The 18,803-nt window shown below is 35.9% G+C and carries 17 protein-coding genes; 7 read left to right on the top strand and 10 right to left on the bottom strand.

Annotated features, from left to right (window positions below):
• Positions 1-12: 12 nt before the first annotated feature.
• The 5 genes from ACFOWA_RS05205 to ACFOWA_RS05185 all read right to left on the bottom strand — a co-directional run bounded on the left by ACFOWA_RS05205 (position 13) and on the right by ACFOWA_RS05185 (position 3,614).
• Positions 13-813, bottom strand: a complete 801-nt coding sequence (locus tag ACFOWA_RS05205; protein ID WP_378982461.1) for a carboxymuconolactone decarboxylase family protein — start codon at positions 811-813, stop codon at positions 13-15.
• Between the two features lie 175 nt (positions 814-988).
• Positions 989-1,471, bottom strand: a complete 483-nt coding sequence (locus ACFOWA_RS05200) for a cyclophilin-like fold protein (RefSeq protein WP_378982459.1) — start codon at positions 1,469-1,471, stop codon at positions 989-991.
• Positions 1,472-1,473: 2 nt separating this feature from the next.
• The gene (locus ACFOWA_RS05195; RefSeq protein WP_378982457.1) at positions 1,474-1,959 is read right to left on the bottom strand and encodes a cupin domain-containing protein; all 486 of its coding nucleotides are present in this window, start codon (positions 1,957-1,959) and stop codon (positions 1,474-1,476) included.
• Positions 1,960-1,965: 6 nt separating this feature from the next.
• A complete protein-coding gene (locus tag ACFOWA_RS05190) occupies positions 1,966-3,051 on the bottom strand; it encodes an alpha/beta hydrolase (RefSeq protein WP_378982455.1) in 1,086 nt (361 codons plus the stop codon).
• 2 nt (positions 3,052-3,053) lie between these two features.
• On the bottom strand, positions 3,054-3,614 hold the full coding sequence (locus tag ACFOWA_RS05185; protein WP_378982453.1) for a DapH/DapD/GlmU-related protein: 561 nt from the start codon (positions 3,612-3,614) through the stop codon (positions 3,054-3,056).
• A 118-nt stretch (positions 3,615-3,732) separates the two neighbouring features.
• Between ACFOWA_RS05185 and ACFOWA_RS05180 the strand changes: the two genes are divergently transcribed.
• The 3 genes from ACFOWA_RS05180 (at position 3,733) to ACFOWA_RS05170 (ending at position 6,975) form a co-directional block, all read left to right on the top strand.
• Entirely contained in the window at positions 3,733-4,548 is an 816-nt protein-coding gene (locus ACFOWA_RS05180; RefSeq protein WP_378982451.1) for a helix-turn-helix domain-containing protein, read from the top strand.
• A gap of 1,024 nt (positions 4,549-5,572) precedes the next feature.
• Positions 5,573-5,854, top strand: a complete 282-nt coding sequence (locus tag ACFOWA_RS05175; protein WP_378982449.1) for a TIGR03643 family protein — start codon at positions 5,573-5,575, stop codon at positions 5,852-5,854.
• Between the two features lie 5 nt (positions 5,855-5,859).
• Positions 5,860-6,975 carry an FAD-binding domain-containing protein gene (locus ACFOWA_RS05170; protein ID WP_378982447.1) on the top strand — a complete coding sequence of 372 codons (1,116 nt, stop codon included), beginning with the start codon at positions 5,860-5,862 and terminating at the stop codon, positions 6,973-6,975.
• 25 nt (positions 6,976-7,000) lie between these two features.
• Here ACFOWA_RS05170 and ACFOWA_RS05165 read toward each other — a convergent pair whose 3' ends face one another.
• The 3 genes from ACFOWA_RS05165 to ACFOWA_RS05155 form a co-directional block, all read right to left on the bottom strand.
• Positions 7,001-7,807, bottom strand: coding sequence for a sterol desaturase family protein (locus tag ACFOWA_RS05165; protein WP_378982445.1), 807 nt, complete (start codon positions 7,805-7,807; stop codon positions 7,001-7,003).
• An 86-nt stretch (positions 7,808-7,893) separates the two neighbouring features.
• Positions 7,894-8,490 carry a Crp/Fnr family transcriptional regulator gene (locus ACFOWA_RS05160; RefSeq protein WP_378982443.1) on the bottom strand — a complete coding sequence of 199 codons (597 nt, stop codon included), beginning with the start codon at positions 8,488-8,490 and terminating at the stop codon, positions 7,894-7,896.
• A gap of 146 nt (positions 8,491-8,636) precedes the next feature.
• Positions 8,637-10,790, bottom strand: coding sequence for a GH92 family glycosyl hydrolase (locus tag ACFOWA_RS05155; RefSeq protein WP_378982442.1), 2,154 nt, complete (start codon positions 10,788-10,790; stop codon positions 8,637-8,639).
• A 177-nt stretch (positions 10,791-10,967) separates the two neighbouring features.
• Between ACFOWA_RS05155 and ACFOWA_RS05150 the strand changes: the two genes are divergently transcribed.
• Positions 10,968-11,537 (top strand): Crp/Fnr family transcriptional regulator, encoded by a 570-nt coding sequence (locus ACFOWA_RS05150; RefSeq protein ID WP_378982440.1) that lies wholly within the window; start codon positions 10,968-10,970, stop codon positions 11,535-11,537.
• A gap of 69 nt (positions 11,538-11,606) precedes the next feature.
• Complete coding sequence (locus ACFOWA_RS05145) at positions 11,607-12,320, top strand: SDR family oxidoreductase (protein WP_378982438.1); 714 nt, start codon at positions 11,607-11,609, stop codon at positions 12,318-12,320.
• A gap of 105 nt (positions 12,321-12,425) precedes the next feature.
• On the opposite strand, the gene ACFOWA_RS05140 is transcribed toward ACFOWA_RS05145, so the two are convergent.
• Positions 12,426-13,850: a glycoside hydrolase family 125 protein gene (locus tag ACFOWA_RS05140; protein ID WP_378982436.1), complete on the bottom strand. Its 1,425-nt coding sequence runs from the start codon at positions 13,848-13,850 to the stop codon at positions 12,426-12,428.
• A 175-nt stretch (positions 13,851-14,025) separates the two neighbouring features.
• Positions 14,026-16,308 (bottom strand): GH92 family glycosyl hydrolase, encoded by a 2,283-nt coding sequence (locus tag ACFOWA_RS05135; RefSeq protein WP_378984124.1) that lies wholly within the window; start codon positions 16,306-16,308, stop codon positions 14,026-14,028.
• A gap of 364 nt (positions 16,309-16,672) precedes the next feature.
• Here ACFOWA_RS05135 and mnmA point away from each other — a divergent pair, with 364 nt between their 5' ends.
• Both mnmA and aqpZ read left to right on the top strand, forming a co-directional pair.
• Positions 16,673-17,764 (top strand): tRNA 2-thiouridine(34) synthase MnmA, encoded by a 1,092-nt coding sequence (gene mnmA, locus ACFOWA_RS05130; protein ID WP_378982434.1) that lies wholly within the window; start codon positions 16,673-16,675, stop codon positions 17,762-17,764.
• Positions 17,765-18,027: 263 nt separating this feature from the next.
• A complete protein-coding gene (gene aqpZ / locus ACFOWA_RS05125; protein WP_378982432.1) occupies positions 18,028-18,735 on the top strand; it encodes an aquaporin Z in 708 nt (235 codons plus the stop codon).
• Positions 18,736-18,803: the final 68 nt, after the last annotated feature.

Below are 18,803 nucleotides of genomic sequence, written 5' to 3'. Positions count from 1 at the left end.
TTCTATTATATATTAATTTTCGATAAAAATTTCATTTACATAAGCCAGCGCATTAAGTGTTCTTGGAAATCCCATGTATGGTAGACACTGGGTGATTACGCCAATTAATGTTGCTTTATCATTTCCAACATTCTTATTGGCCTGTACATGTGCTTTCACCTGACTATCGGCGCCACCAAGACTGGATACCATGCTGAGTGTTAACAATTCTCTCGTTTTTATATCAAGCCCACCACGGGTGTAGAAATCCCCAAAGCAAAATGCAGATAAATAATCTTGTATACGCTTTTGGTTTTCAGGCGCATTTGTTCTCATCTTTGGTATTACATCACCAAATATTACTGTTTGCACTGCAATTCCCTTATTTAAACGGGTTTCTTCTGTTACCGTCTTTTGACTTTGAAGTGGTAGCACAATTTTATTTGCTTTAAATACCTCATTTATTTCATGGATAGCATTCAATGTTTTTGGAAAACCGATATATGGTGCGCATTGGTAAACCGCTTCTTTTATTTCGATGGGCGTTACTCCAATACTTAGTGCCGCAGCAACCTGAGATTTGAGTTGAAGCAAGTTTTGATTTACTGTAAGCACAACTATTGTTGTGAGTTCACGCATCCTGTTATCTAGTTTGCCATGTTTATAAACCTCTCCAAAAATGAAACTGTTCATTATTTCCTGAAAATCAGGATCAGTTGTTTCTATGCCATTTATCCCTTCGCCAAACAACGGTTTAAATTTTTCTTCACTCTGCTCCATACGTGTCAAGATTGTTATCTCTTTTAGTTTTTGGTTATTAACTTTGCTTTCCAACTTGCTGTTAGGAAAAATTTCCTACTTTCAATTGGGCCGGATTTTTGGTTTCCTGTGAAGAAGCTGTGCTTATGAATGTAACTAAAGTTAACATTGTAATTAAAGAAGTTTTTATCATTATTTTTCTGTTTTCAATTGTTTGGTTAACTGTTTTCTTCAACATATCTGATAATGCTTACTGTAGTTCAAACCTGACATTCACATCTCCAGAACCCAACGCAGCAACAAGCCCGGTTACATTATCAATCTTACCAAGCCTGGTGTAACTAAATGAAGTATTGAAGCCTTTGTAAAAAATTACTAAACAGTTGTTGCCATACAACATTATATCTCCAACTTGAATATTGCCTCCCACAGAAGCATTGGTTGGCAAGGTGCCAGTGAAATTATAAAATTTCTCGTTCGCGTTGAGATCCTCCATTTTGATACTAAGGGGCAACATTGCCTTGAATGCATTAGCAGATTGGTTGTCGTTAAGTGTTGCTGTAAAAACAGCGGCTCCTACAATTATCTTCATCTTACTTCCTGTTGCATTCGTAGTTCCATTAGTATTATTCTCAATTTCCGACATTGGCTCAAGATTATTGTCCTTGCCACAGCTCGACATGCTTAAAGATAAAGAAACGAGCATCATAATGGTTGTTAAAAGATATTTCATATTTATTTATGATTACTGTATTCTTCAACGGTTACTTTCTGCAACCAGGTTACCATGCCATTTTCTGTCTTTGGCAAGATGTACATTTGTAGCATTCCGGTCTGGGGGCTTGCACCATGCCAATGTTCTACATTTGGCGGGCACTTCACTATGTCGCCTTTTTTGAGGGTTTGTCTTGGATGCCCTTTTATCTGGTGGTAACCTTCACCATCGGTGATGATGAGGATCTGTCCCGAGGGATGTGTGTGCCAGTTGCTTCTCGCACCGGGCTCAAAATAGACGTTTCCCACGACGGTATTATAGACCGTGTCATTTTCTACCAAACCGATGTTCCAGGCCTTACCTGTAAAATTTTCAGCTGGGCCTAACTTACCTTTTGAAAAGATAAAATTTAGTTTGTTCTGATCTGTCTTGTCAGTAGTCTGGGCACTACAGCTGATACTTAAGATCAGTAAAGTAGCAATTGAAGTTATAGATAATATTTTCATAAGTTTTTAATGTAGATTATAATTACCTTTTTGTTTCAGGTATTTGGTAAAGAAATTTTCCAGCTTATCAAATGGGATTAGGTCAGTTTTATCATATAGGTCTACATGGCCCGCATTTGGAACGATGACCAGTTCTTTTGGCTGACCCGCACTTTTGTAGGCATCTTCACTAAATTCCCTGGAGTGAGCCTTATCTCCAGTAATGAACAACATCGGACGGGGGGAAATGGTTGCCATATCAATGAACGGGTAAAAGTTGTTGAACTTCGTATTACTGCTGAGGGTTGAATGTGTGGTCGTTTTTGATGAACCACCTTTAGGGGTATATTCTCCCCTAGGTGTACGATAAAATTCATAGAATTCACGCTGTGTCGGATCAGTGTTCTCATCTATTTTGTGGGTAGTTCCACCTGTATATTTGGTTTCACCACCAGAAAATTCAAGATATCGCTGCTCAGCGGCTTCTGCCTGATTTTTTTTACGCTGTTCAAGACTCTGCGAATGGTTCAAGGCATTGCGACTGGTAGAACCCATATCGTACATACTTAGTGTTGCTATTGCTTTCATCCTTGGATCAATCTTGGCCGCACTTATCACAAAACTTCCACTTCCGCAAACGCCTATAATCCCTATATTATTCCTGTCTACAAATGGTCTTGTGCCTAAAAAGTCGACGGCCGCACTAAAATCTTCTGCATACATATCCGGCAAAACTGCATTGCGGGGTTCGCCCTCACTTTCGCCCCAAAAAGAAAGGTCGATTGCCAAAGTGATAAACCCTCTGTCTGCCATGTTTGAGGCATATACATCGGCACTTTGTTCCTTTACCGCCCCCATCGGGTGACCGACAATAATTGCAGGATTTTTTGATTTTTTATCTAGGTTATTGGGGATAAAAAGATGCCCCGCAACTTCCATTTGATATTGGTTCTTGAACGTGACCTTATATAGGGTTACTCGGTCACTTACCTTAAATGTGGAATATTTTTTCTCCGATATTTCTTTCATCTGTACTGAATTTGATGTTGATTGTGCACTTACAGTACGATAAAAAAGGACTGCAGTTAGCGCAATAAGAATTGATTTTTTCATATCTAAATGTTTCTAATAAATTTTGCCGGAACCCCTCCAACAATAGTATTTGGAGCAACGTCTTTAGAAACGACCGCTCCCGCTGCCACAACTGCATTTTCTCCTATGGTTACACCTGGAAGAATTGTTGCATTAGCACCAATCCAAGCATTTTTTTTGATGTGGATAGCCTTTGGAATTAAAGAATGTCGGTCTTCGATGGAAGTTGGATGTCCTTCGGATAATAAACTTACTTTCGGAGCAATAAATACATTGTCCTCAATGGTAATTCCGCCCAGATCCAAAAACACACAATCGAAATTGATGAAGACATTTTTACCAATTTTTGTATGCTTTCCGTAATTGATGTGCAAAGGCGTAAATACATTAACAGTCCCGTCAATTTCTGAACCTATGATTTGGCCTAAAAAGCTTCTGATTTCTTCCGGTTCAGTTGCATTATTCATTTGGAACAAAAGCTTTTTTGTTGCAAAAGAAACTTCCATCATTTGATAAGCATCCGGATCGTTTGGTAAAATAATTTCTCCATTGCGTAACCTCTCAAAAATATCTTCTGTATTCATTGCAGTAATTTTTATAAGAACAAAGATAAAACCAATCATCAGGTGTTATGTTACATTTATTTCGCAAGTAATGTCAAATATTACTTATAATTAATTTATTCTTATATTTTTACCTAATATGGCAGCAAATCAAAAAGTTATGCTCTGCAAGGCGATATCGGGAAGTGAATTCCCAGATAATTTTAATATCAGGTTTCATACTCATGTCTATTGTCGAAGTGGGAGCCTGAAATTTGTCTTTAATGGCAAGCAATATCAAAGTAAAAAAGGCGAGTTTATCTTTTGGTTGGCTGGCATTAATGTTTCGGACCTGTCTTTTTCAAAAAGTTTTAAGGCGACGATTTTGTTTGTCGACAGCGATTTGCTTACAGCAAGTTTGCCGAGTGCCACGGCGAGCATCGACAGCATTATACATTCCAAGGAATATCCGATTTTGCATCCGGATAAAAAAGACAAGGAGAAAATCCTGAAAAATTTCAAGTTGCTGTACGATATGTCGCAGGAAACAAACCATCGGTTTTATGATGAAGCACTTAAACTACAAATGCAAATTTTCTTGTTAGAAATGTGGCACATTTTCGAAGACGAGCTCGACAGAAGAAAACGAAGTTTGCAAAGTGGAACCTTGTATGAACAATTTATACAATTGGTACAGGAAAATTGCATGAAACAGCGAGAGGTTAGGTTTTACAGTAAAAAGCTGAATATTACACCCAAATACCTTAATTACATCTGCAAGGTAAATACCGCAATAACCGCATCTGAATGGATACAGCGTAATGCAAAACAGCGGATCATCATACTATTGCAAAATAAGAACCTTAATATCTCCGAAATAGCCGATGAAATGGATTTTTCGAGCCGTTCGTTCTTTACCCGATATGTTAAAAAATTGCTTAGCGTAACGCCAAAGGAATACCGGGAGCGAATTTGAATAATTAGTAATTTATAGGATTTCTTAAAAAAACGATTACAAAATAAATTATCGTATTGTTCACCAAAATTCACCATAATGAAAAATCAAGTCGCTAACCACTGGTTGGCGTTACACCAACCAGCTTAAAGTAACTTTCGTTAAGTAAGAAAACCTTAACGTTATCAGAACACCTGCTTTTTTTAAGTTTTATAATATCTGAAAAATTGATAAATTTTTTAGATAAACTCAAGATCTTGTTTTGTAAATTTTTACAAGTTTTGTAAAAAATGCAATTAGCTATTTAAAATAGACTTTTTGACGAAACCCCCACTTGTTCACTTGTCTGCAAAAAACCATATTTAGTTAAACCTAAACTTTTTTTTGCAATGTAGATAAACCAAGGTGCGCTGTCTCCATCTCGTCAAAAATATTTTAATACAACACTAGCACTAAAGTCACAAAATTGGTGGAACGGGGGGCAACCAAATTGGTTTGTACCCTTTAATAATATACTCTAGTAGTGAAATTACCAGAAATTCTACAAGAGAACTTTCATTCTTTGTCATCTAATTCATCAGCCAAATTAATTATACATTTTAAATATGACACAAAGTGGTTCGAGAAAATGTCGGTGAGGTTCACGAAAGCCTTACAGAAATGTAAAGCCTTTTTTGTTTATAACATATTAGAGTTATTTCTGTTTTTTTGGCTAAGCTTTTAATAAAGCTACCCATTTTTAACCAAGCCTGATTGAAGCGGCAGCCGCCGATTTTTCATTGGCGCTACAGCGGAAAGCAGGGCTACAATCGCAATGAAATACTGAACTTCAACTTTCAAAAAATCCTTCTAATACTAAATATTTGAGGTTAGGTAAGCTGGTTTAAAAATCAATATGTGTTAAGAGAAAAACTTTAAATCTAAGCATTTGTTGATATCAAAAGTTAAGTGAACTTTTAATAATTATTTAAATAAAACGCAACCTAATTAATCATAATTGCGTATATATGGTTCGCAATACACAAACGAAACATAATAAGTTAATATGCAAGAAAATACATTTACTTCAATTGAAATTGATAGAATAATTGAGATGACTTGGGAAGACCGTACCACTTTTGATGCTATAAAATTACAATTTGGCTTAAACCATCAAGAGGTTATAGAATTAATGCGTAAAGAAATGAAAGCAAGCAGTTTTAAAATGTGGCGCAAAAGAATGACCAATAGAACGACAAAACATGCGGCTTTGAGAGATATAACTAGTACACGTTTCAAATGCGACCGACAAAGAGCGATAAGCAATAATAAAATAACCAAAAGGTAGCATTTATGTCTGAGCCTAAATTTGAAACAGATTATAAGCTGATATTACAAAAAGTAGCCGAAATAAATCCGGTAGAATATGCCAAGACACGCAACTTTATAAATGGTGCTGTGAGCTATTTATCTCCATACATTTCTAGAGGTGTAATTAGCTTAAAGCAAGTTAAACAAGAAGCTTTAGATAAGGGTTTGGAGCCCTATCAAACAGAAAAATTTTTACAGGAATTAGCCTGGCGAGAATATTATCAGCGTATTTGGCAGGAAAAGGGCGATGCTATTTGGGATGACCTAAGACAGCCGCAGCCTGATGTGCATCATAATAAAATGATTAAAGCGGTTTTTGAAGCCGAAACGAATATAACAGCTATTGATTCGCATATCAGCAAGCTTTACGAATCGGGCTATATGCATAATCACTTGCGAATGTATGTGGCAGCGATTGTTTGTAACGTAGGCAAAGCATACTGGCTGGAACCGTCTAAATGGTTATATTATAATTTATTGGACGGAGATATGGCAAGCAATAATGCAAGCTGGCAATGGGTAGCTGGTGCTTTTGCTGATAAGAAATATTATTGTAACCAGGAGAATATTAATAAATATACCGGAAGCAACCAACAAAATACTTTTCTAGATAAATCATACGAGGATGTTGCCAATATGGAAATTCCTGATGTATTATTAGAGAAGATTAATTTAAAATTAGAAACCATCCTTCCTGAAACAGAAAAACCTAGCATTGATACCAGCAAACCCACAATAATTTACAATAGTTATAATTTGGATCCATTATGGAGGAAAGATGATGATGTAAACCGAATTTTGCTTTTGGAACCATCCCATTTTGCAAAATATCCTGTTAGTGAAAACGTGATACAATTTGTATTAGATTTATCTGAAAACATTTCAGGTATTCAAGTTTTTGTAGGTGAAATTTCTGATTTAACAACAACTTATAATGGATGTGAGTTGACCATCGATAATACCATTATTTCAAAAGATCATCCAGCATTTAAACACTATCCAGGGATAAAAGATGATTATGAATGGATGTTTCCTGAAGTTACGGGAGCTTATTCATCATTTTTTAAATATTGGAAACGCTGTAAATCTTACTTATAGATTTAATCTGGCAAACGCTGAAGTATTAAGCAACCTGCTTTGTTGAATTTAATTTTTTATGTAAAGGTTCTCCAAACCGTTGCGCTTGTAGTTTATCATATTCAGCCAAGTAATCAGGGTGTTCTGTATTCATAAGCCTATCCCAAATTCGAAAGTATAAACCATAATTCCCTTTAAACTTGCTATGATGCAAGTTATGGTGAACAGATGTGTTAAAAACCTCAAACAACCAGGAATTTCGGAACCATTTTGGCATAATTTCATAACCTAAATGCCCATAAACATTAATGATGAAACCAGCAACTGTAAATAATAAAATGGTAATTTCATGTATAGGTAATATAAACACAATAGGAACTAAAACAAGTCCTTCTACTATCGCTTCGATGATATGAAAGCTGTAGGCTGTCCAAGGTGATGGATTTGTACTTTTATGGTGGAGTAAATGGGCATGTTTAAATAGCATTTTGTGGTGCAGTAATCTATGCATCCAATAAAAATAAGTATCCTGCAATATTAGGGCAACTAGTAAAGAAGCAGCAATATACCACACCGGAAAATCGTTTACGTTATCATAAATTAAAGTAAATTGTTTAAGGAGCGTAAACAATACAGCAACGCCCACAACTGCGAAAACGAGTGTGCTTTGCATCGAATGCCATACTTCACGAATGAAATCATTTTTAGAAGCTAGCTTTTTTTGAATTTTAAATTTGCTTAGCTTATCTGGCATCAGCAAATAAAATAGAGCGAATGGAATACCAGCCAAGATAAAATATCTGATGGCAGACATGCTAAAAATTCGAACGGTTTCTTCTATTATCTTTTCCATAATGTTATTTAACGTTGTAAAATTATGGTGTTAAAGCTGTTAAACTACTTAACAAAAGATAATTTCGTAGCAGCACGTAAAAATATTTAAACTCGTGCTTTAGTGTGCATTCTTTTACGAATTCGGCTTAATGATACCGGTGTGATACCCAGCATAGAGGCAATGTATTTATCAGGCACTCGATTTACCAAGTCAAAACTCTCGTTTAATAAATCACGATATCGTTCTTCTGGAGATAGCGTAACAAAAGATTCCATCATCTTTAAAGTTTCGGATAACATTCTCATCAGAAAAAAATTACGCAACGGTTCAAATTCTGGATGAATTTTCAAAACATTTTCCAAGTCATCGTAATCTATTTGTAGAAGTGTTACGGGTTCTAATGCTTGATAGATGAATCTTGAAGGCTGACGATGAATTATTGTGTCATGCGAAGCCAAAAATTGTCCTTCCCAGCGCATAAAAAGCGTTGCTTCATCTCCATTTTGTTTAATGGTGTAGGCTCGCATGATACCTTTTTCTATGAAGGCAATTTTTCTTTTGGTTACTCCTAATCCGATATAAATTTCACCAGGTTCAATTGTTACACCATTTGTAATGGCAAATAATGGCATTGTATCGGCTGGTAAAACTCCAGCAAGCTCGAATAATAGTTTTTGTAAAATATCTATTGAAGTTTCCATTACATTAAAGCCTAATCTTCTCGAATGGCACTAAGATAGAAATTAGCTTGAAGCGTTTATAAATAAATTGAAACTGTTAAATGCAGAATCTAAAAATAGATGTACATAATATTTTCAAAATTTCACCCACCAAACACTAAAATCTTTTATTTTGTAACAACCTCAACTTTCCCTCCATTTTTAAACAAATCGTGTGACACAAAATATCCTTTCAAATCTTTTCCATTTACTTTAATATTAGTCAAATCCCTACCTTTATTTGGTTTAGATATGGTAATTAACTTACCGTTGCTTGTTCTCCATTTCACCTCGTCGAATAGTGGTACGCTTACGATATATTCCGCATCAGTTGCCGAAAATGGGTATAAGCCTAAAGCACTAAAAACATACCAGGAAGACATTTCTCCGGCATCGTCCATACCAGAAAGCGCCAATCCATCATCACCAATTCCGTATAAATTATTTAAAATATTATCCAAAATCTTTTGCGATTTTTCGGGCTTGCCAATAAAATGATACGCAAAAGGTGCTTCATGATCGGGCTGATTTCCGTGACAATATTGTCCAATCATGGTTTCAACATTCCTAGCAATGTAAGTTGGGTTCCATGGTACGGTAAAAAGTGAATCAAGTTTAGATTCAAAACCCTTTTCACCTCCATACAATGCTATCAAACCTTGCATATCATGCGGCGCAAAAAATGAAACCTGCCAAGCATTTGCTTCCCTATACATATATTCATAATATGGGAATTGAGGATTGAACGGCGTAATCCAGCTTCCATCGGCTAGTTTGCCCCGCATAAACCTTGTTGATGGATCAAACATGTTTTTATAATTTTTTGATCTGGCCATCAATATTCTATAATTTGCAGTATCGCCTAATTTCTTAGCAATTTGAGCAACAGAATAATCATCATAAGCATATTCTAAGGTTTTCGAAACGCCTGCATTGGCTTTGGTTTCTACATTAGGGTTTTTAACATCCGGATCGGAAATAAAACCTTTTGAAATATATTCTTCAATATGTGGCCTTGCACCTCCGGGAGTATTGGCATTTTTTAATAAAATTTGATAAGTCCCTTTAATATCGAAATTATCTATGCCTCTTAAATAAGCTCCTGCAATGGAGGATGAACCATGGTCGCCATGAAAAAATGTAGGAATAAATCCCTTTTTATCACCAACATCTTTCATCGATTTTATCACATCGAGCGTTACATCGGGAGATACTAATCCTAACAGCACGTCTTTATTGCGATACGTATCCCACAATGATGGTTCTGTGTAATACCTGAAATCGGATTTGACGACTTTTCGATTTGCATCTGTATATTCTCCATTTACATCACTTCGCAATGCAGGCCATAAAAACGAACGATATAAGCAAGAATAAAGCATAACTTTTTGCTTTTCTGTACCGCCCTTAACCTGAATAGATGATAATATTGATTCCCATTTTGTTGTTGCTTCAGCACGAATTTCTTTAAATGTTTTATCACCAATCTCTTTCAATAAATTTTCTTTAGCATTTGCAGTACTTACAAATGATAAACCTATTTTAAGTTCTACAGGTGCAGTATTTCCATCAGCAAGATGAACAATGGCATAACCTGTGCGTTTACCTTCTTCAGTTTTATCAAGCTTGGTTATTTTAGTATTTATTATCGCATAGAAATAGACATTTTCGCCACCTTGAAAACCTTCTATTGCATTGCTCCCATCCTGTTTAATATTCCATGTTGATACCCGACTATTGGCTTTTCCCATATCGAAAAGTATCTGCCTGTTTGTATTATCTTTAAATTCGTAACGATGATAACCTGCTCTTGATGTTGACGTTAAACTCACATTTACTTGGTAATCATCAAGGTAAACCTGATAAAATCCTGGCGCAGAGCTTTCATTTTTATGAGAGAATTTTGAACCGAATGTAGCACCGGGATTTGACAGTGGTAAAATTGGAATATTGCATAAATTCCAATGGCCTTTATTGGTGTGCGTAAAGCCATAAATTACAGAATCTTCATATTCATAACCGGCTCCAGAACCATATTCAGTCATCGGACTAAGCTGAACCATTGCGTTAGGCATTGAAGTACCCGGAAAAGTTAAACCAGCCCACGACCGCCAACCTTTGGGCAACTCATAACCTAAAATTTTTGGGTCTGTAAGTGGAGCCGTACCAATAAATGTGTTTACGTACTTAACATATTTATCTGTTGATTGAGCTTTAGCAACAGTAGATGTTAACAGAAAAATTAACACAAAACTTAATAGATTTCTAGCTTCTGTTTTCATATTTATTGATATATTTTGGTTGGTATATCAAATATATAAATTTCAAGCACTGAGCGTAAAAAGTAGCATTAACGTTACGCTAAATCGTTTTTATGATAGCGATTTAAAATTTAATTATGAGTTTTGTTTTTTGCCAAATGACAAATAATTTACCAACATTCTAAGCTATATTTAACAATGGAAGAAATGATTGATTACATTTTGAAATTCGGTTCTATCACACCACAACAGATAGACTTAATTAAATCTAAAGCAGAAGTAATCCACTTAAAAAAAGGGACTTACTTTTCTGAAGCCAATAAGCTAGCAAAACAAGTTGGTTTTATAACCGAGGGAATAATCAGAGTTTGCTATTATGGCAATAAAGGGGAAGAATATACCAGGTGTTTTGTATTAGAAAATAGGTTTGTTGTAGATTCATCAAGTTTTTTTAATGATACCCCATCATCAGAATATGTAGAAGCGGTAACTGATTGTACATTGTTGGTATTTAGCAAATCTGCGTTTACTGAATTATCAAACATAGTAAAAAACTGGAGTGATATTTTTACCAGAATTTTAACGGATGCGTTGATGAAAAAAGTGCAGGCAAGCAATACTTTACTAAATCAAGATGCTACAACTAGATATACAAAATTTTTAGAACTATTCCCAAATGTGGCCAATCAGGTTCCTCTTTCTATGCTAGCCTCCTATCTAGGCATTACACAATCCTCATTAAGCAGAATAAGAAAAAACATTAGCTAATTTGTTTTTGCCAATTGGCAAATCTTTTATGCTTTTATAGGCTCATTTTTGTTGTATAAAAAAAACGACATGAAAAAGAAAGTATTAATAACCGGTGGTAATAAAGGCATTGGTTTTGAAACGGCAAAACAATTATTAGCTAAAAATTACCATGTGTACATTGGCTGTCGCGATGCGGCAAAAGCTGTCGACGCAATTGAGGAGTTAAACAAGCTTGGTTTTACAGATGTAGAAGCGATAGATTTAGATGTTACTGATGAAAATGCTATAATGATGGCAGCTAATAAAATCACTGAACTAGATGTATTGATTAATAATGCAGGCATTCCGGGAGATTTCCCACAAAATGCATCTGAAACTTCACCAGAAAATATTAGAAAGGTGTTTGATACAAATTTCTTTGGTTTAATTCAACTTACGCAGGTATTAATTCCTACGCTTAAAAAATCATTAGCTCCAATAATTGTGAATGTATCAAGTGATTTAGGCTCATTAGGAAACCATACCAACCCAGAATGGGAACACTACCAAGTTAAACCAATAGCTTATTGTGCATCAAAAACAGCACTGAACGCTTTTACTGTGATGCTTGCATATGAATTTAAAGATACCAACTTCAAAATCAACAGTGTAAATCCAGGTTATACCAAAACTGATTTCAATAACAATCAAGGTCCAAAATCGGTTGAGGATGCTGCAGAACTTATTGTGCAATACGCTGTATTGGATGAAAACGGTCCTACCGGAAAATTCTTCAGCGATAATGGCGAATCGCCTTGGTAAAAAGGTAAAACAAAGCTGTATGATAATTTCTAAATTTTTTAGATTGTGATACAGCTTTGTTATTTGAAAAAGACCCGTTCCGAATTATCGAAGCGAGCCTAACAATTAAGCTTTTAATAAAGCGGGTTTTTCGTGATAGGTTCGCCACAGCAACTCCCCAAATAAAGTGTTCGACCATGCAAACCAAGCCCTGGTAAATTTTGCCGGGTCGTTTTTATTAAATGATTCATGCATAAAGCCTTTACCAGCATGTGTTTTTTGCAAAGTTTCTATACAACTTTTTATCTCTTTATCATCGGTAGAAGTTAAAGCCCTCATGGTAATACTCATTGGCCAAATCATATCCTGACCAGCATGCGGTCCGCCAATTCCCTCAGCTGCACTACCTTTAAAGAAATACGGATTATCTAACGAAAGCGCAAATTTGCGGGTGTTTTGATATATTGGATCTGATAGCTTTACTGCGCCCAAATACGGTAATGCCAGCAAACTTGGTACATTTGAATCGTCCATTAAATACGAGCTTCCGAAACCATCAACTTCAAAAGCATAAATTTTACCATATTTCGGATGATTTACGATGGCATGCTTTTGAATTGCTGCGTTAACTTCATCAGCAAGGTTTAACAAATTACTTTGTAAAGCTGCATCAGGCTGCAAAGCCTTTACCATTTCTGCCGCTTGCCTTAAACTGGTTACAGCGAAAAAATTTGATGGAATTAAAAATGGAAATATAGTAGCATCATCACTTGGGCGAAATGCCGAGCAAATTAACCCAACAGGATTTACCGGAAAACCATAACCCGCCATAGGCAAACTATCTGTAGGTTGTGTGGTTTCTCTTTGAAAATGGTAAGCACCTTTTGATGTTTTTCTTTGCTGATCTTTAAAGGTATTTAGCGTACTTTCAATACCCTTTTTCCAATCTGCATCGAAAGGCATTTTATCACCGGTTTTTTTCCAGTAATGGTAAGCTAATCTAATCGGATAGCACAGAGAATCAATTTCCCATTTACGCTCATGCACACCAGGTTGCATTGCTGTTTTATCCGTTTTCCACTCTCCTACTTTATTCGCATCTCCATAAAAAGCATTTGCAAACGGATCTTTTATTACACATTGCGTTTGATGAATAATAACACCAGCAATCAGTTTTTTTAAAGGCTCATCTTCATTTACAAACTGTAAATAAGGCCAAACCTGCGCAGAACTATCACGAAGCCACATGGCATCAATATCACCTGTAATAACATACGTATCTGGGCGACCATTTTTGTCGGTGTGGTAAACAGTTGTATCTAAAGTGTTTGGGAAACAGTTTTCAAAAAGCCAGTTTAATTCAGGGTTTTTAACATTATTTTGAAATGTTTTAATCGCATTATCTACTGCTTTGCTTTTAAAATGTCTTTTACTTTCGGCAACTCTGACTACAGGAAATTCAGGAACTAAATCTGCAGCGAAAGAAAATTTTGAAGCTACAACACCCGCACCCAGCATACTTGTATTTTGAATAAATGTTCTCCTTTTCATAATTAATTTTGATAATGTTATTATAATCTAAGAAGTAATATCCGCAACTTGATATTATATAGATCATGTGAATTTGGTTAGTTTTAGTAAATACATGTGGTAATGAATTTAAAGATTCGGTAATTAAAATTGAAGCTTAAAATCCATTATCAAATGCAAATTGTTAATTTAAATTTTATTTTTTCGGTTTTGCAGACATGTAAAAAGTTAATTTTCCACCGTTGGTAATATCAGCATGTTTTATTTGATGATTGCTGATTTCTTTTCCATTTAGCAATACCTTTTCTACATAAACATTTTTATCGCTTTGCTTAATCGCTTCAACGGTGAACGTTTTTCCGTTCTCTAAATTTAAAACTGCGTTATTTACCAACGGACTGCCGAGTGAGTAAACGTCAGAACCTGGTGAAACCGGATAAAAGCCTAATGATGAGAACATATACCAGGCGCTCATTTGTCCACAGTCATCATTTCCACCCAATCCATCGGCTGTAGGTTTATATTGCATATTTAAAATGTGGCGTACTTGTGCCTGAGTTTTCCATGGTTGATCTGTCCAGTTATAGAAATAGGCAATATGATGTGCCGGTTCATTACCATGAACGTAGCCGCCAATAATACCTTCCCTTGTGATATCTTCTGTGTGGGCAAAAAACTCATCAGGTAAATGCATGGTAAAAAGCGTATCCAAGCGAGCAGTAAATTTTGCTTTTCCACCCATCACCTCAATCAATGCAGCCGGGTCGTGAGGAACGAAGAAACTATAATTCCAGCTATTACCTTCTATAAAACCCTGGCCTTCTGTATCTTTTGGGTCGAATGCTTTCTTAAAAGTTCCATCAGCCATTTTTGGTCGCATAAATCCTGATGCTTTATCCCAATTATTTCTCCAGTTATTAGATCGTTTTATAAATTCATTATAAACATCAGTACGATTTAGTTTCTTTGCGAGCTGAGCAATTGCCCAATCATCATAAGAATATTCTAGATTGTTCGAAACTGAAACGCCGCTTTTTTCGGCTGGAATGTAGCCTAAATCCATATAATAGCCAATGCCTTCATAATCACGATGCTTTGATGTTGTAATGCAAGCATCCAAAGCCTTATTTGCATCACCATTATAAGTTCCTTTAATAATCGCATCAGCAATAACCGAAACGCTATGGTAACCGCTCATGCACCAGTTATCGTTTGCATAGTGCGACCATATTGGAAGCATTTGTAAACTGCTCTGGTCGTAATGTGCCATCATCGATTTTACCATATCATTACTTCTCCCTGGTTGCATAATGTTGAAGAAAGGGTGTAATGCCCGGTAAGTATCCCATAGTGAAAATGTAGTGTAATTGGTAAATCCATCGGCTTTATGTATGCCTTGGTCTAAACCTTTGTATTCTCCATTAACATCGGTATAAGTAGTTGGGTTGATAAAAGCGTGATAAAGCGCAGTGTAAAAATTAGTCTTATTATTTGTAGAAGTTGTTACCTGAATTTTATTTAATTCTTTATTCCATGCAGACTGAGCCAGTTTTTTAACCTTATCAAAGTCCCAACCTGTAATTTCCGTCCGCATGTTCTGCAAAGCATTTTCTTGACTAACTGGTGATAGGGCAAATTTTATTTTAACTTGCTCGCCTTCTTTAGTATCAAAATCGAAATACATTTTGAGTTTCTTACCAGCAATTTCGGGGAAGTTTTTATCCTGATTAAATTTACCCCAAAAACCTCGGTAAGCTTGTTTGGCATCATAACTTTTACGACCATAACTTTTAAATGGCTTTGAAAAACTCATTGCAAAATAAACCGTTCTGGTTCTTGCCCATCCGTTAGTTTGGCGATAACCGGTAACTAATGTATCATTTACTACACGCACATAAGTCCAAACGGTTTTTTCTTCATAATTATAAATACCTGCCATCAAATCTAAAATGATATGCGATTGATCGGACTTTGGAAAAGTGTACTGATGCATCCCAACCCTGGTGGTCGCAGTCATTTCTGCCGTTATATTATCGTCATCAAGTTTAACTTTGTAATAACCTGCTTCAGCAACTTCATTATCATGAGAAAAAGCAGAGCGATAACCAGATTTAGGATTGGAAGCAGTTCCAGGATTTAATTGCAAGTTACCTTGGGTTGGCATGATTAGAAAATCACCCAAATCAGAATGACCAGTACCACTAAAATGTGTATGGCTAAATCCTGTAATGGTTTTATCTTCATATTTATAACCTGCGCAATATTTGTAAACGTCGCCATTATATTTTCCATTTACTTCGTATGATAGCGTATCGGTTTCAGGGCTTAGTTGTACCGCACCAAATGGAACTGTTGCTCCAGGATAGGTATGCCCCATTTTGGATGTGCCAATAATTGGTTTAACATACTGAACCAAATTCTGCTGTGCTGATGCCGCAAATGCAGATAACAAAAAACAAGACAGGATGACATTTTTCATCATTTTATATGAAATTGAGTTTGGTATTTTTTAAAAATTCTAAGGTATTAATTAAAATGTAAATCTGCATACTAACTTTAACTAAATCGTTTAACCAACATAAAAAATACATTGGCAATTCCCTTTGAAAATAAAGCAAAATCTACATAGTCATGCTTGCATTTCTAAAGGTATTTTATAGTTAAGAAACTTTTAATATCTGTTAAATCTATCTCAAATAAGATTTTTTCAATTTCTAATTACCGCTTATTCTACTCAACAACCTGCATTTAATAAAGTTACTGAACTGCTTTTTACAAGCAATTGACCTGCTTAAAAAAATTTAATGTAAATAAACCTTATTTTTGCAGCCAATAGTTTAAAAATGAGTAAACACGGTAGAATTCTGGTAGCCATGAGTGGCGGGGTTGATAGTTCTGTAGCGGCAGTGATGTTGCACGAACAAGGATATGAGGTTATCGGTTTAACCATGAAGACCTGGGATTATGCATCAGCAGGCGGAAGTAGCAAAGAAACAGGATGTTGCTCCTTAGATAGCATTAATGATGCCCGTACTCTTGCCGTAAATTATGGCTTTCCACATTACATATTAGATATTCGTGACGAATTCGGCGACTATGTTATAGATAACTTTGTTGATGAATACCTGGCTGGCAGAACACCAAATCCTTGTGTTTTATGTAACACACACATTAAGTGGGAAGCATTATTAAAACGTGCCAATAAACTAGATTGCGAATTTATTGCAACGGGTCATTATGCTAATATTCGCCAGCAAGACAGCGGTCGTTACGTTATTTCAAAAGGTAAAGATGAGAATAAAGACCAATCCTACGTACTTTGGGGCGTTTCGCAAGAAAACCTTTCCCGTACAAAATTTCCTCTAGGTAGTTTTGCGAAGTCCGAAATCAGACAAATGGCTTTGGATATGGGTCAAGAAGAGCTTGCTAAAAAATCTGAAAGTTATGAAATTTGCTTTGTGCCGGATAACGATTACCGGGCATTTTTAAAACATAAAGTTGAAGATTTAGAAGACCGTGTTGCTGGAGGAAACTTCATATTAAGTAATGGAATGATTGTTGGCCAACACAAAGGTTACCCATTTTACACCATCGGGCAGCGTAAAGGTTTGGGCATTGCCTTTGGCGAACCAATGTTTGTTACGCAAATTTTACCAGAAAGCAATACCGTTGTTTTAGGCAAAGCCGATGAATTGGAACGCCGTGAAGCAATGGTTCGTAATATTAATTTGGTTAAATACGCTAGTATTGAAGAACCAATGAATGATGTTATTACCAAAATTCGTTATAAAGATGCCGGTATGTTGAGTACCATTGTTCAGGAAAAAGATAGAATGCGGGTGGTATTTGATCATAACGTTTCTGCGATTGCACCAGGGCAATCAGCTGTTTTTTATGAAGGCAATGATTTACTTGGTGGAGGATTTTTAGTTTAAAATCTCAATTTTCATTTCCTTATTACTTTCAATCTTTTATCTCCTTCCGATTTGATCGAATTGTAAATGCTATAATAAAACACATTTGCCTAAAACGATTTGCACTGTATTTTATACAATAAACCTTCCCGTTAAAATTTGCAAAATAAATCTTTATTGTAACCAATATTCCAACAAGCTATACCATGTAATTATTTTTGCTTTACTTTGAACAATCATCGTCCCTATAATTTTTGAGTTTAAAAAATTTAACAATTAATTATATGGAAACAACAAAGTTCGCAAAATTCACAGCCGAGTTCCTTGGCACATTGGTATTGGTTTTAATGGGTTGCGGTAGTGCAGTAATTGCGGGTGCCGATGGCACAACAGGCGTAGGTTTGCTCGGGATATCCTTTGCCTTCGGCTTATCGGTTGTTGCAATGGCTTATGCAATCGGGCACATTTCAGGTTGCCACATTAATCCAGCAATTTCTGTAGGTATGGTTGTAGCTGGCAGAATGAAAGCAGCAGAAGCAGCCTATTATATTATAGCACAAACTTTAGGTGCAATTGCAGGTGCCGGATTACTTTATTTAATTGTAAGTAACCAAGCTATTTTCGAAATGAAAGAATGGGCATTAGGTTCTAACGGATGGGGAAAAGGCTATTTAGGCGAATACAACGGTACAGCGGCATTTATTGCCGAAGCTATTTTTACTTTTATATTCTTATTGGTAATTTTCGGCTCTACATCTACCAAAAACATCAATGGCGGTTTTGCAGGTTTAGCCATCGGGCTTTCACTCGTTTTAATTCATATTGTAGGTATTAAAATTACAGGTGTTTCCGTTAATCCAGCACGTAGTATTGGCCCTGCAATATTAGCAGGTGGCGAAGCATTAAAACAAGTTTGGATGTTTATAGCAGCACCAATAGTTGGCGCAACTTTAAGCGCTGCAGTTTGGAGAAGTGTATTAGAGAAAAGCTAGTTTAGGATGGAAAAGGGATGATGTAAGATGGAAGATGGAGCTTGGCAATTCCTTAAAGCCTTAATACG

The organism is Pedobacter lithocola (assembly GCF_042650845.1).
Classification (GTDB): domain Bacteria; phylum Bacteroidota; class Bacteroidia; order Sphingobacteriales; family Sphingobacteriaceae; genus Pedobacter; species Pedobacter lithocola.
Note: the sequence above shows the minus strand (reverse complement) of the source record. Positions and strands in the feature narration are given on the sequence as shown.